This window comes from Rhodanobacter sp. UC4443_H10, from assembly GCF_052978325.1.
Genome location: NZ_CM129668.1, coordinates 754,060 through 767,578, shown reverse-complemented (window position 1 = coordinate 767,578; position 13,519 = coordinate 754,060). Strand labels below are relative to the sequence as shown.

General features: G+C 67.5%; 14 protein-coding genes, 1 tRNA gene and 1 other RNA gene. 12 read left to right on the top strand and 4 right to left on the bottom strand.

The annotated features are described in order from the left end of the window. Positions 1-369: a PilZ domain-containing protein gene (locus ACVCMB_RS03545; RefSeq protein WP_395118664.1), complete on the top strand. Its 369-nt coding sequence runs from the start codon at positions 1-3 to the stop codon at positions 367-369. A gap of 70 nt (positions 370-439) precedes the next feature. Here ACVCMB_RS03545 and ACVCMB_RS03540 read toward each other — a convergent pair whose 3' ends face one another. Continuing rightward, positions 440-2,125: an AMP-binding protein gene (locus tag ACVCMB_RS03540; protein ID WP_447106152.1), complete on the bottom strand. Its 1,686-nt coding sequence runs from the start codon at positions 2,123-2,125 to the stop codon at positions 440-442. 144 nt (positions 2,126-2,269) lie between these two features. Between ACVCMB_RS03540 and ACVCMB_RS03535 the strand changes: the two genes are divergently transcribed. Then, positions 2,270-2,716: a hypothetical protein gene (locus ACVCMB_RS03535; protein WP_395118660.1), complete on the top strand. Its 447-nt coding sequence runs from the start codon at positions 2,270-2,272 to the stop codon at positions 2,714-2,716. A gap of 85 nt (positions 2,717-2,801) precedes the next feature. On the opposite strand, the gene acnA is transcribed toward ACVCMB_RS03535, so the two are convergent. Continuing rightward, positions 2,802-5,555, bottom strand: coding sequence for an aconitate hydratase AcnA (acnA, locus tag ACVCMB_RS03530; protein WP_447098824.1), 2,754 nt, complete (start codon positions 5,553-5,555; stop codon positions 2,802-2,804). Here acnA and ACVCMB_RS03525 point away from each other — a divergent pair. Next, a complete protein-coding gene (locus tag ACVCMB_RS03525) occupies positions 5,554-5,694 on the top strand; it encodes a hypothetical protein (RefSeq protein WP_447098825.1) in 141 nt (46 codons plus the stop codon). The genes acnA and ACVCMB_RS03525 overlap by 2 nt on opposite strands. Positions 5,695-5,798: 104 nt before the next feature. Continuing rightward, positions 5,799-6,728: a LysR family transcriptional regulator gene (locus ACVCMB_RS03520; protein ID WP_447106151.1), complete on the top strand. Its 930-nt coding sequence runs from the start codon at positions 5,799-5,801 to the stop codon at positions 6,726-6,728. A gap of 18 nt (positions 6,729-6,746) precedes the next feature. Here ACVCMB_RS03520 and ACVCMB_RS03515 read toward each other — a convergent pair whose 3' ends face one another. Next, a complete protein-coding gene (locus ACVCMB_RS03515) occupies positions 6,747-7,790 on the bottom strand; it encodes a glycosyltransferase family 9 protein (protein ID WP_447106150.1) in 1,044 nt (347 codons plus the stop codon). Between the two features lie 75 nt (positions 7,791-7,865). On the opposite strand from ACVCMB_RS03515, the gene ACVCMB_RS03510 reads away from it, so the two are divergent. The 8 genes from ACVCMB_RS03510 to ACVCMB_RS03475 all read left to right on the top strand — a co-directional run bounded on the left by ACVCMB_RS03510 (position 7,866) and on the right by ACVCMB_RS03475 (position 12,860). Then, complete coding sequence (locus ACVCMB_RS03510; protein WP_447107211.1) at positions 7,866-8,597, top strand: 3-deoxy-D-manno-octulosonic acid kinase; 732 nt, start codon at positions 7,866-7,868, stop codon at positions 8,595-8,597. Continuing rightward, the gene (locus ACVCMB_RS03505; protein WP_447106149.1) at positions 8,594-9,352 is read left to right on the top strand and encodes an MBL fold metallo-hydrolase; all 759 of its coding nucleotides are present in this window, start codon (positions 8,594-8,596) and stop codon (positions 9,350-9,352) included. The genes ACVCMB_RS03510 and ACVCMB_RS03505 overlap by 4 nt, the downstream gene beginning before the upstream one ends. 116 nt (positions 9,353-9,468) lie before the next feature. Then, positions 9,469-9,561: transfer RNA gene (locus tag ACVCMB_RS03500), tRNA-Ser, on the top strand. 50 nt (positions 9,562-9,611) lie between these two features. Next, an RNA gene (gene ffs / locus ACVCMB_RS03495) (signal recognition particle sRNA small type) lies at positions 9,612-9,708 on the top strand. Positions 9,709-9,790: 82 nt separating this feature from the next. After that, complete coding sequence (dnaX, locus tag ACVCMB_RS03490; RefSeq protein WP_447106148.1) at positions 9,791-11,452, top strand: DNA polymerase III subunit gamma/tau; 1,662 nt, start codon at positions 9,791-9,793, stop codon at positions 11,450-11,452. Continuing rightward, positions 11,452-11,775, top strand: a complete 324-nt coding sequence (locus ACVCMB_RS03485) for a YbaB/EbfC family nucleoid-associated protein (RefSeq protein WP_447106147.1) — start codon at positions 11,452-11,454, stop codon at positions 11,773-11,775. Before dnaX ends, ACVCMB_RS03485 begins: the two co-directional genes overlap by 1 nt. A 103-nt stretch (positions 11,776-11,878) precedes the next feature. Continuing rightward, the gene (gene recR / locus ACVCMB_RS03480) at positions 11,879-12,478 is read left to right on the top strand and encodes a recombination mediator RecR (protein ID WP_447098830.1); all 600 of its coding nucleotides are present in this window, start codon (positions 11,879-11,881) and stop codon (positions 12,476-12,478) included. Positions 12,479-12,515: 37 nt separating this feature from the next. Further along, positions 12,516-12,860 carry a histidine triad nucleotide-binding protein gene (locus ACVCMB_RS03475; protein WP_395118650.1) on the top strand — a complete coding sequence of 115 codons (345 nt, stop codon included), beginning with the start codon at positions 12,516-12,518 and terminating at the stop codon, positions 12,858-12,860. A gap of 65 nt (positions 12,861-12,925) precedes the next feature. On the opposite strand, the gene ACVCMB_RS03470 is transcribed toward ACVCMB_RS03475, so the two are convergent. Then, on the bottom strand, positions 12,926-13,516 hold the full coding sequence (locus tag ACVCMB_RS03470) for a Slp family lipoprotein (RefSeq protein WP_447106146.1): 591 nt from the start codon (positions 13,514-13,516) through the stop codon (positions 12,926-12,928). Positions 13,517-13,519: the final 3 nt, after the last annotated feature.

Here is a 13,519-nt window from a genome sequence, read left to right as displayed (position 1 = left end):
ATGGCGATCGACAAACAGGGACATGATCGAGGCGAGCCGGAGAAGTTGCGTCCGGCACGCATGCAGATCGAGACGACGGTGCTGATCAGCCGTCATGGCGAGTCGCACCCCACCGAACTGGTGGATATCTCGGCGACCGGAGCATTGCTGCGCCGCCCGCTGGGCTGGACCGGCGAAACCGGGCAGAGCTGGGTGCTGGACATGATTTTCGGGCACAACCTGCATATCCATCTGGAGGCGACTGTCGCGCGCATCTCCGATCATCACATCGGTTTTTCCTACAGCCGCATTCCGGAGGACAAGCAGGTGCCGCTGTGGAACCTGCTGGGCGGTTACGCCGATATCCTGGAGTACTGGAAGGACGGTTGAGCCGGTTCCGTCGCGCCTGCACGGAAACGCCCGCGATTGCGGGCGTTTTTGCAGGTGGATGTGCGAAGGTTCAGCCCGCGGGTTTCTTCTCGTCGCGCAATTCGCGGCGCAGGATCTTGCCCACGTTGCTCTTGGGCAGGCTGTCGCGGAATTCGATCAGCTTGGGCCGCTTGTAGCCGGTCAGGTTCTCGCGGCAGAACTGCCTGAGCGCTTCCTCGGTGAGGTTCGGGTCCTTGCGCACCACGAACAGTTTCACCACTTCGCCGGAATGCTCGTCGGGCACGCCGACCGCGGCCACTTCCAGCACGCCGGGGTGCGCCATCACCGCGTCCTCGACTTCGTTCGGATACACGTTGAAGCCGGAGACCAGGATCATGTCCTTCTTGCGGTCGACGATGTAGAAGTAGCCGTTCTCGTCCATCTTCGCGATGTCGCCAGTGTGCAGCCAGCCATCGGCGCCGAGCACCTTGGCGGTTTCATCCTCGCGCTTCCAGTAGCCCTTCATCACCTGCGGCCCGCGCACCATCAGCTCGCCGACTTCGCCGACCGGCAGCGGCTGGCCGGCCTCCGACCAGATTGCCACGTCGGTGGACGGTACCGGCAGCCCGATCGAGCCGTTGTACTCCCTCAGGTTCAGCGGATTGATGCACACCGCCGGGGAGGTTTCGGTGAGACCGTAGGCTTCGGCGAGCGTGCAGCCGGTAGTCTGTTTCCAGCGCTCGGCCACCTTGCGTTGCACCGCCATGCCGCCGCCGAGGGTCAGGTGCAGGCGGGAGAAATCCAGTTCGGCAAAGCCCGGCGTGTTGAGCAGGCCATTGAACAGGGTGTTGACGCCGGTCAGCGCAGTGAAACCGGACTTGCCCAGCTCCTTGACGAAGCCGGGCATGTCGCGCGGGTTGGTGATCAGCCAGTTGAGGCCGCCCAGGCGGGTGAAGACCAGGCCGTTCGCCGTCAGCGAAAAGATGTGATACAGCGGCAGCGCGGTAATGATCACTTCCTTGCCGGGCTTGACCAGCTCGGTGCCGATCCAGGCGGCTGCCTGCAGCATGTTGGCGATCATGTTGCCGTGGGTCAGCATCGCACCCTTGGCCACGCCGGTGGTGCCGCCGGTGTACTGCAGGAAAGCGATGTCGTCGTGGTCCATCGTGACCGGCTGCAGCGGGTGCGTTGCGCCCTGGGCCAGCGCGTCGCGGAAACGCACGGCTTCGGGCAAGTGGAACGCCGGCACCATCTTCTTGACGTGCTTGAGCACGAAGTTGACCAGCGCGCCCTTGGGGAAGCCGAGCAGGTCGCCGATGCCCGTGGTGACGATGTGCTTGACCTGGGTCTGCGCTGCCACCTGCTGCAGCGTGGCAGCGAAATTGTCCAGCACCACGATCGCCTTGGCGCCGGAATCCTCCAGCTGATGCTTCAACTCGCGCGCGGTGTACATCGGGTTGGTATTGACCACCACCAGCCCGGCGCGCAACGCCCCGAACAGCGCGATCGGATACTGCAGCACGTTGGGCAGCATGATCGCGATGCGATCGCCCTTGCCGAGCTTGAGCACGCCGGTGAGGTAGCCGGCGAACTGGCGGCTCATCTCGTCGATCTGTCCATAGCTGAGCTGGCGGCCGAAATTGGCGAAGGCGGGACGATCGCGGAAACGGGTGAACGCTTCCTCGAGCACCGCCGGGACCGAAGCATACTGGTTGACGTCGATCTGACCGGGCACGCCGGCCGGATAGTGTTCCAGCCAGGGACGTTCGTTGCTCATGCTCTGGGGTTCCCCGTGTTTTCCGTGATGGCGCCGCCGATGGTGGAATCAGGATGCCGAACGCATCCATGATGGCCCATGCGCCGGTTCATTGGAGCATACGCCCGCGCACGGCGGCAAGCCGCGTTGCCATGGAGTCCACCGATGATCGGATCGCGAAAAATCTTCCTGCTGTCGGCGGCACTGCTGTGGTGCGTGGTGATGCTTGCTGCCTGCCACCGTGCGCCGGACGAGGAGCGCATACGTGCCGCAATCACTGCGACGGCGCAGGCGGCGGAAGCCGGTTCGGCCAGCGGCGTGGGCGAGTCATTGAGCGAGGACTTCGACGGCAACGCCGGCGAACTGGACCGGCGCCGGTTGATGGCGATGGTGGGCCTGTTGAAGCTGCGCGGCGAACACGTCGGCGTCTTGCTCGGGCCGGTCTCCGTCGAGCCACGCGGCGAACGCATGGTGGCGACTTTCACGGTCACCCTGAGCAGCGGCGGACGCCTGCTGCCCGATCGGCTGGGGGTCTACAGGGTGACCTCGGGATGGCGCGAGGAAGGCGGCGACTGGCACTGCTATACCGCCAGCTGGGAGCGTTCGATTTAGCAGCCGGCGCGCAGGCGACGCTGCGGTGCCCCACAAAGAAAACGCCCCGGCCAGCGGGGCGTTTTCTTGTCAGGGTGTCGCCGGATCAGGCGGCCTTGCGGCCGGCCAGCTGGCGCAGCACGTACTGCAGGATGCCGCCATGGCGGAAGAACTCGCGCTCCTTCGGCGTGAGCAGCATCACGTGCACGCTGAACTGCTTCTTGCTGCCGTCCTCGGCGGTGGCGGTCACCGTGGCTTCCTTCGCGTTGCCGTTGTCCAGGCCGGTGATGTCGAAGCTCTCGCGACCGGTCAGGCCCAGCGACTTGGCATTCTCGCCGGCCTTGAACTGCAGCGGCAGCACGCCCATGCCGACCAGGTTGGAGCGGTGGATGCGCTCGAAACTCTCGGTGATCACCGCCTTGACGCCCAGCAGCAGGGTGCCCTTGGCTGCCCAGTCGCGCGAGGAGCCGGTGCCGTATTCCTTGCCGGCGATGACTACCAGCGGCGTGCCGGTTTCCTTGTACTTCATCGCCGCGTCATAGATCGCCAGCTGTTCGCCGCTGGGAATGTGGCGGGTGAAGCCGCCTTCCACGCCATCCAGCATCTGGTTCTTGATGCGGATGTTGGCGAAGGTGCCGCGCACCATCACGTCGTCGTTGCCGCGGCGCGAGCCGTATGAGTTGAAGTCGATCGGCTGCACGCCGCGCGAGATCAGGAAGCGGCCGGCGGGCGAATCCTTCTTGATCGAACCGGCCGGGGAGATGTGGTCGGTGGTGATGGAGTCGCCGAACAGGCCCAGGCAGCGCGCGGCGTGGATGTCCTCGACCGTGCCCAGCTCCATCGTCATGCCTTCGAAGTAGGGCGGGTTCTTGATGTAGGTGGAAGCTTCGTCCCAGGCGTACAGCGCGCCGTCCGGCGAGGCGATCGCGTTCCAGCGCTCGTCGCCCTTGAACACGTCGGCGTAGTTCTTCTTGAACATGGCCGAGGTGACCGCGCTGGCCATCAGGTCGCTGATTTCCTTGTTGCTCGGCCAGATGTCCTTGAGGAACACGTCCTTGCCCTGCGCATCCTGGCCCAGCGGATCGGTGGAAAGGTTCACGTCGAGCGAGCCGGCCAGCGCATAGGCGACCACCAGCGGCGGCGAGGCCAGGTAGTTCATCTTCACCTCGGCATGCACGCGGCCTTCGAAGTTGCGGTTGCCCGAGAGCACGGCGGCCACCGCCAGGTCGCCGTCGGCGATGCCCTTGCTGACCTCGACCGGCAGCGGGCCAGAGTTGCCGATGCAGGTCGTGCAGCCGTAGCCGACCAGGTAGAAGCCGGTCTTCTCCAGCTCGCTCAGCAGGCCGGTCTGCTCCAGGTAATCGGTCACCACCTTGGAGCCGGGGGCCAGCGAGGTCTTCACCCACGGCTTGGCCTTCAGGCCCCTGGCAGCGGCCTTCTTGGCGACCAGGCCTGCCGCCAGCATCACTGCCGGGTTGGAGGTGTTGGTGCACGAGGTGATCGCGGCGATCACCACCGAACCGTCAGCGACGCGGAAGCTCTGGCCGTTGCGTTCCACCAGCACGCCGGTATCGCCGATCGCGTTGGACGGGTTGCCGATCGCGCTGGCGCCGCCCTCGTTGGAGAAACGGTCGACGTCGCCATTGCCGCGGCGACGATTGGCAGTGAGCGGGCCCACCACTTCGTGGAAGTTCTTCTGCACGTCGGTCAGCAACACGCGATCCTGCGGGCGCTTGGGGCCGGCCATCGAGGGCTTCACGTCGGCGAGGTCGAGTTCGAGCACGGCGGAGAACGCCGGCTCCGGGCTGTTGGCGTCATGCCACAGGCCCTGGGCCTTGGCGTACGCCTCCACCAGCTGGATCTGCTCGTCGCTGCGGCCGGACAGGCGCAGGTAGTTCAGCGACTCCTGGTCGACCGGGAAGATGCCGCAGGTGGCGCCGTATTCCGGCGCCATGTTGCCGATGGTGGCGCGGTCGGCCAGAGCGAGGTGCTGCAGGCCCGGACCGAAGAACTCCACGAACTTGCCGACCACGCCCTGCTTGCGCAGCATCTGCGTCACGGTCAGCACCAGGTCGGTGGCGGTGGCGCCCTCGGGCAGGCGGCCGGACAGCTTGAAGCCGACCACCTGCGGAATCAGCATGGAAGAAGGCTGGCCGAGCATGGCCGCCTCCGCCTCGATGCCGCCCACGCCCCAGCCCAGCACGCCCAGGCCATTGACCATCGTGGTGTGCGAGTCGGTGCCGAACAGGGTGTCGGGGTAGGCCCAGGCCTGGCCGTCGATCTCGGTGTGCATCACCACCCGCGCCAGGTATTCCAGGTTCACCTGGTGGACGATGCCGGTGCGCGGCGGCACCACCTTGAAGTTGCTCAGCGCCTTCTGGCCCCAGCGCAGGAAGCTGTAGCGCGCCTGGTTGCGGTCGAACTCGATCGCGACGTTCCTCTCCAGCGCGTCCTCGCTGCCGAAGACGTCCACCTGCACCGAGTGGTCGATCACCAGCTCGGCCGGCGACAGCGGGTTGATCAGGGTGGGATCGCCGCCCAGCGCCTTCATCGCGTCGCGCATGGCAGCCAGGTCGACCACGCACGGCACGCCGGTGAAATCCTGCAGCAGCACGCGCGCCGGCATGAAGGCGATTTCGGTATCCGGCTCCTTGCTGGCGTCCCAGGTGGCCACCGCCTCGATCTCGCGGGAAGTCACGTCTACGCCATCCTCGTGGCGCAGCAGGTTCTCCAGCAGGATCTTCATCGAGTAGGGCAGCCGCTTCAGGTCGAAGCGCTCGCCAAGCTTGGCGAGGCTGGCATAGGCGTATTTCCTGCCGTTGACTTCGAGAGTGTCACGGGTGGCGAACGTGTCTTTCATGGTGCTGCTCCTGGCTGAATCCTGCGGCTGGGACGACTGGCAAGCATGCGGAAACGGCGCGGCCGGCCCCGCCAAAAGGGGAATTATCGCTCAAACGCTGCATGTCGGCGTCGAGGAACCCGGGCGTGTCGGCGCGTGACGGGCTGCTGCGCCGGTTAGACTGCACCCGGCGCCCGGGCGGGGAATCACGCGGCGCCTGCAGGATGCCCGCCTTGACCATCACAGACAAACGCCTTTGACGACATGCAGCGTTCGATGATTTCGACCCACCTCGCCGCCGTCTCGCTGCGCGACCTTGCGCTGGTGCAGGCGGTGCATCGGAACGGCAGTTTCAACAGTGCCGCGCGCGCGATGCACATCAGTCCGTCCGGCTTGTCCCACCAGGTGCAGAAGGTGGAGCAGGCGCTCGGTGCACCGCTGTTCGAACGTGGCGGGCGGCGGGTGGTGGTGACCGCCGGCGGCCAACGCCTGTTGCAGCAGATCGATGCGGTGCTGGTGGCGGCCGAGCACCTGCAGCAGGTCGCCCGTGCCGGCGAGGTGGCTTTCGGCGGCGCGCTGCGGCTGGGCTTGCCGGCGTCGCTGGGGCCATATCTGTTGCCGCATTTGATTGCGCCGTTTCCGCAGCATTTTCCCGGCGCCCGACTGGGCATCTCCGAGGGCAAGCCACGCGGCTTGTTGCGCAGGCTGCACGAGGGTGAACTGGACGCGGTGCTCGCCCCATCGGCATCGACTGTCAGCGGGATTGCCTCACGGGCGCTGTTCTTCGAACCGTGGGAGCTGATGCTGCGCGCCGATCATCCACTGGCCGGCCGACCGTCCATTGCGCTGGAACAACTGGACCAGGCCGAGGCGATCCTGATGGCGGAAAGCCATGCCGACGGGTTCGACGGCAGTGAGCGTGGCAACGTGCAGGACGTCAGCCTGGAAAGCCTCGCCGCGCTGGTCAGCTTGCGCGGTGGCTACGCACTGGTACCGGCGCTGGCGCACGAGCGGCTCGCCTCGATGCCGGGGATCGTGCTGGCGCGGCTCAAGGGTTCGGCCGGCGGTCGCGAAATCGCGCTGTACTGGCGCGATGCCTCGCCCTGGCACGACGACCTGCACGCCTTTGCCGAGCTGTTGCGCAAGCTGGCGCGGCAGCGACCGGGCTTGCGCGTGCGCAGCGGCAAGGGCTGACGCGTCGACGCGCGAAGGTCAGGCCAGGCCGAGGTCGCGTGCGGCTGCCTCGTAACGGTCGATCACCGCATCCACGTCGATCAAGTCCATCACGCCGGTGCGTTCGATCTTGCTGCCCCACGGAATCTCCGCTGCCGGTCGGCCCAGGTACTTGCGCGCGGCCTCGTCGTACTTGTTCACGCACCAGCGTCGATCGGAGTAGGGGCCGGAGCGCTCCGGGTTGCTGGCGGCATGCAGGCCGAGCACGCGGGTGCCGACGCTGTTGGCCATGTGCATCGGACCGGAATCCGGGCCCAGCAGCAGCTGCGCGCGGGCGAGCAGGGCCAGCAGTTTCTTCAGGGTGTCCTTGCCGGTGAGATCGAGCGGCGCGCGCCGGCAGGCGGCCAGCACCGCGTCGGCCATGGCGCGCTCCGATGCGGATGGTCCGCCAATCAGGGCCACCCGCCAGCCGCGGGAGGCGACATGGTCCATCACCGCCGCGTAGCGCTCGGGCCGCCAGTTGCGCAAGGCATGGCTGGAGGCGGGGCTGACCAGCAAGGTGGGTGTGTCGCCGGGCAGTTGCGTGGCGGCCCAGGCGTGCGCATCGCCGGGGATCGGGATGTCCCAGCGCACCTGCGTCTGTTGCAGGCCCAGCGGTTCGCAGAAGCTGCCGATCGCGTCGAGCACGTGTTCGCCGCCGCGCGCAGGGATGCGCTCGTTGATGACCAGGCCGTGCAGGTCTTTCGCACGGGCGCGGTCGTAACCGATGCGCCGATCCGCCTTGACGGCCAGGCTCAGCAGGTTCGAGCGCATCGCCACCTGCATCTGCAGCAGCGCGTCGAAGCGACGTCCCTGCAGGGCGGCACGCACTGCACTCAGGCCGGCCCAGCCGGCGGCCTTGTCGAAGGTGACGAACTCCACGCCGGGCAGGTCGCCCACCAGTTTGCGTTCGAGCTTGCCGACGATCCACGTCAGCGCGGTCTGTGGCCACGCCTGTTGCAGCGTGCGCACCAGTGGCACGACGTGGGTGACGTCGCCGATGGCGGAGGTGCGCAGCAGGCAGATCGAGGAAGGTGCATTCATCGCGATGGTCGTTGGCCCGCGCCAGCGGAAGGCAGGGCAGGCCTGTGGGTTAGAATCGGTGTCCGGTCACAAGGCATCATGATGCCCGAACGCATCCAGCAAGACGCCCACGGCGCGATTCTGTGTGACGCCGCCGTATCGTCACAAGTCGACGACGACTGGTTTGCGCCGGATTACTGGCGCGAACGCGGCGCCTTGCGCATGCAGGCCGGCGGCCGCGGCGGCGTGGCGATCATCGCGAGCCCGCTCGGCGAGTGCGTGCTGCGCCACTATCGTCGTGGCGGACTGGTACGGGCACTGCTGGGCGATCGCTACCTGTGGCTGGGGGCGCGGCGCAGCCGGCCTTTCAGGGAGTTCCGGCTGCTTGCCGAGATCGCGCGGCTGGGCTTGCCCGGGCCATGCGCGGTCGCCGCGCGTTACCGTCGCCAGGGTCTGCTGTATCGCGCCGACCTCATCACGCATCGCATCGCCGGCGCGCGGACGCTCGCCGAGTGCCTGGCCGGCGGTGACCTCGGCAGCGAGCTTGCGGTCGAGGTCGGCGCGGTGGTCGGGCGTTTCCATCGGGCCGGCATCTGGCATGCCGACCTGAACGCGCACAACGTCCTGGTCTCGGCCGCCGGCCTGCATCTGATCGACTTCGACCGCGGTCGCCAGCGTGCGCCCGCACCCGGTTGGCGCCGGGCGAACCTGCAGCGGCTGCGCCGGTCGTTGCTCAAGCTCGGCGCCGCCGCGGCAGGCGAGCAGGCGTTCGAGCGCGAAATCTGGCAGCCTCTGCTGCATGGCCACGAGCGCGCACTGACGGCATGAACTGGCAACTGCATTTTCTCGGCGTGGGCGCCGCGCATGCGACGGCGCTGGGTGCCTCTGCCGCCGTCCTCGTGCGCGCGGGCAAGCCGGTGCTGCTGATCGACTGCGGACCGGGCACGCTCGACCGCTACACGGCAAGCTACGGCACCCTGCCGGACGCGGTGTTCATCACCCACACCCACATGGATCATGTCGCGGAGCTGGAGCAGTTGTTCATCCGGCTCTGGTTCGATCCCGCGCGGCGTGGGCGGATGCGCCTGTTCACCCACGCCGCGCTGGTGCCATGGCTGCAGACGCGGGTGGCCGATTACCCCGGTGCGCTGGCCGAAGGCGGAGTCAATTTCTGGGAGGCGTTCCAACTGGTGCCGTGCAGTCGCGGCTTCTGGCTGGATGGCTGCTGGTTCGACGTGTTCGCCACCCGCCATCACGTGCCGGGCACCTCGTACGGCCTGGCGCTGGAGGGCAGTTTCGTCTACACCGGCGACACCCGGCCGATCCCGGAAGTGCTGGCGCGGCATGCCGGCGGCGCGGCGCTGGTCGCCCACGACTGCAGCCTGCTCGGCAATCCGTCGCACACCGGCATCGACGACATCGCGCGGGAATACCCGCAGGCGCTGCAGCGACAGTTGCTTCTTTACCACTACGGCAGCGCGGCCGATGGCGATGCGCTGGCGGCACGCGGTTTCCGTATCGCCACGCCGGGGCAACGCGTCGCGTTGCAGGCGCCGGCCGCGCCGCGCGCCGACGCCGGTTGACTCCCGTTCGATTTGCTTGCCTGCATCCGGGCCTGCGGCTATCCTTCCGCTTCTTTGTCGGGCGGGATGCCCCGCAAGGAAGATCCGGGCGTCCTTGCCGGGTTGCTTCGAAAAGTGGAGAGGTGTCCGAGTGGTTGAAGGAGCACGCCTGGAAAGTGTGTATACGGCTTATCCCCGTATCGCGGGTTCGAATCCCGCCCTCTCCGCCAATTGAGTGAAGTGAGTCACGGCGAGCGCCGTGCAACGTCCATGGTGGCCCCGTCGGTCCCCCCGCGACGATAGTTCGCAAACTCCGCCAGGTCCGGAAGGAAGCAACGGTAGCGAATGACTCGGGTGCCGGGGTGTGGCTGGCGGGGCCGCCACCATTTCGGGCCGGACGTTTGCTGACTTGCGTGCGCCGACTTGGCACAATCGACCTTTGTCCCCACGTTGGCAGTCATGTCCTATCAGGTACTCGCCCGCAAGTGGCGCCCGCGCAAGTTCTCCGAGCTGGTGGGGCAGGAACACGTGGTGCGCGCGCTCACCAACGCGCTCGACACCGGCCGCATGCATCACGCCTACCTGTTCACCGGCACCCGCGGCGTCGGCAAGACCACCATTGCACGCATCTTCGCCAAGTCGCTGAACTGCGAGCGCGGACAGTCGGCCGATCCGTGCGGCGAGTGTTCGGTGTGCACGGCGGTGGACGAAGGCCGCTTCGTCGACCTGCTGGAGATCGACGCGGCCAGCAACACCGGCGTGGACGACGTGCGCGAGGTGATCGAGAACGCGCAGTACGCGCCGTCGCGCGGCCGCTTCAAGGTGTACCTGGTCGACGAGGTGCACATGCTGTCGAAGAACGCGTTCAACGCGTTGCTGAAGACGCTGGAAGAGCCGCCACCGCACGTGAAGTTCCTGCTCGCCACCACCGACCCGCAGAAGCTGCCGGTGACGGTGCTGTCGCGCTGCCTGAAGTTCAACCTGAAGCGGCTGCTGCCGGAGCAGATCTCCGGCCAGATGCGGCACATCCTGGGTGCCGAGAACATCGCCTATGAAGACAGCGCGATCGGCGAGCTGGCCCGCGCCGCGGACGGCTCGCTGCGCGATGGCCTGTCGCTGCTTGACCAGGCCATCGCCTATGGCGGCGGCGCGCTGCACGCCGACGACGTGCGCACCATGCTGGGCAGCGTGGCGCGCGGGCAGGTGCTCGGCGTACTGGAGGCGCTGGCTTCGGGCGACGGCGAGCAGCTGCTGGTCGAGTGCACGCAGATCGCCTCCTATTCGCCCGACTTCGGCGGCGTGCTCGACGACATCGCCGGCCTGCTGCATCGCCTGCAGCTGATCCAGCTGATTCCCGGCTACCGGCCGGAAGCGGATGACGCCGACGGCGCGCTGGCCGACCTCGCCGGGCGCATCACGCCGGAGGACGTGCAGCTGTACTACCAGATTGCAGTGACGGGCCGGCGCGACCTCACGCTGGCGCCCGACGCCCGCACCGGTTTCGAGATGGCCTTGCTGCGCATGCTCGCTTTCCGTCCGGGCGACGAACCCGCGGCGGCGCGCGTGGCGCCGCGTGCGCCGACGAGCCAGGCGCACGCGCGTGCACCCGCACCGCCGTCCGCAGATACTCGCGCTGCCACGCCGACACCCGCGCCAGCACCGCGCGAGCCAGCCGCGCAGGCTCCGGCGCCCGCGCCGATCGCACGCGATGCGAGCGGCCGGCCGGATTGGGAGGCGCTGATCGAACGGGCCCAGCTGCGCGGGCCGTTCAGCGTGGTGGCGCAGAACGCGGTGCTGCGCGAGCGTGACGGCCAGACCCTGGTGCTGGCGTTGCAGCCGGCGCACATGGGCATGGCGGTGGAGCCCATGGTCAGCCAGATGGAGGATCGCATCAGCCAGGCGCTGGGCGAGACCATCCGCCTGCGCTTCGTCAGCGAGAGCCAGGCCGACGCCATGCAGACCCCGGCGGCGCGCGCGGCCAAGGCACGCGACAGCGCGCAGAGCGCGGCCGAGCAGGCGATCGAGGACGATCCGCTGGTGCAGAGCCTGAAGCGCGACTTCGGCGCCCGCGTCGTGCCGCAATCCGTCAAACCCTTGGGCAACGAACCCGGAGCCAGATGATGAGAGGACAAATCGGTCAGTTGATGCAGCAGGCGCAGCGCATGCAGGAAGACATGAAGCGCGCGCAGGAGGAGATCGCGAAACTCGAAGTCACCGGCAGCGCCGGCGGCGGCCTGATCAGCGTGGTGATGACCGGCGCGCATGAAGTGCGCCGCGTGCAGATCGACCGGCAGACCTTTGCCGACGACCCCGAGATGGCGGAAGACCTCGTCGCCGCCGCCGTGAACGACGCCGTCAACAAAGTTGCCCAGGCCAGCAAAGACAAGCTCGGCGGCGTCACCGCCGGGATGAACCTGCCGGCCGGGTTCAAGATGCCGTTTTGAGCCGGAAATCGGAAATGGGGAATCGCGAGACCAGGCGCGGGAGCCAGCGATCCGTGCTTTCCCGACTCTCCATTCCCGATTCTCCATTCGCGGCCAAGGGCCCATGAACAGCTCCCCACTTCTTGCCGAACTGATCGAGGCGCTGCGCTGCCTGCCCGGCGTGGGTGGCAAGAGTGCGCAGCGGATGGCGTTTCATCTGCTTGAGCGCGAGCGCGAGCGCGGGTCGCGGCTTGCGCGGGTGATGGCGCAGGCGATGGAGAAGATCGGCCACTGCGAGCGTTGCCGCAATTTCAGCGAGGAGCCGCTGTGCGCGTTGTGCGCCAGTGCCAGTCGTGATCGACAGGTGTTGTGCGTGGTCGAGTCGCCGACCGAACTGGCGGCGATCGAGCAGGCCACCGGTTATCGTGGCCAGTACTTCGTGCTGATGGGCCGGCTGTCGCCGCTGGACGGGCTCGGGCCGGAAGAACTGGGGCTGGCGAAACTGACCCGGCGCCTGGGCGAGGGCGAGATCGAGGAGATGATCATCGCCACCAATCCCACCGTGGAAGGTGACGCGACCGCGCACTACCTCGCGCAGCTGGCGCGTGCCGGTGGCGTGCGCCCGACCCGGCTGGCCTACGGCGTGCCGCTGGGCGGCGAACTGGAATACGTCGACCGCAGCACGCTGGCGCATGCGTTCGGCGGTCGCCAGATACTGGACTGATGACGGCCACCGCGCCGCCGGATCGAGGGAGTCAAGCATGAGCGATACCATTTTCAGCAAGATCGTCCGCCGCGAGATTCCCGCCGACATCGTCTACGAGGACGACGAGGTGCTGGGCTTCCGCGATCTGAATCCGCAGGCACCGGTGCACGTGCTGTTCATTCCCAGGCAGTCGCTGGCGACGCTCAACGACGCGACTCCGGAACAGGCGGCCCTGCTCGGAAAACTGCTGCTGGCCGCCGCGGCCTACGCCAAGCAGGAAGGCTTCGCCGAGCAGGGTTATCGCACCGTGATCAATTGCAACGAGGATGGCGGCCAGACCGTCTTCCACATCCATGTCCATCTGCTGGCCGGACGCCGCATGCATTGGCCGCCGGGCTGACCGGCGCGGACCTGACGAAAAACGGAAAACGCCGGCTGCGAGCCGGCGTTTTCGTAGGCAGATGGTTACTTCTTCGGCGGCGGTGGCGGTGCCGGCGGACGCACCACGATCACCCGCGGGCCGCCCCAGTACGGATAGCCCCACGGGCTGCCCCAGTACGGGCCGAAGCCCGAGCCCCAGAACGGGTCGTAGAAGCCGGGCGGGTAGGCTGCGCGGGGCTGTCGCTTGGGCCACAGGTAGACCACGTTCGCCTCGATGCGCGGGTAGGCGTAGTCGTATTCGCCGACCTTCTTGGTCACGGTGCCGTGCAGGGTGCCGGTCACGGTCAGCTCGCGTCCGCGGGTGAACACCTCAGGGTCGTAGAAACCGTCACGGCAGGCGACGAAGCGGCCGTCGTTCTCGCCCGAATTGCCCAGGCGCGGTCGTGCCTGCTTGTCCAGCGGGCGCGACAGCACGAAGAAGCAGGTCTGCTGCGGGCCGGGTTCGGTCTTGATGATCTCGCCACCCCAGCGAACCGGGGTGTCGCCGGCGCCGCCCTGTCGCGCACTGGCGGTGGAGACGGTGGCGTAGTTTCCCTGCAGCGGTTGCGGGATCGTCGCACAACCACCCAGCACGGCAACCGCGGCGGCGAGGGTGAGAGGACGGTAAAGAGACATGAG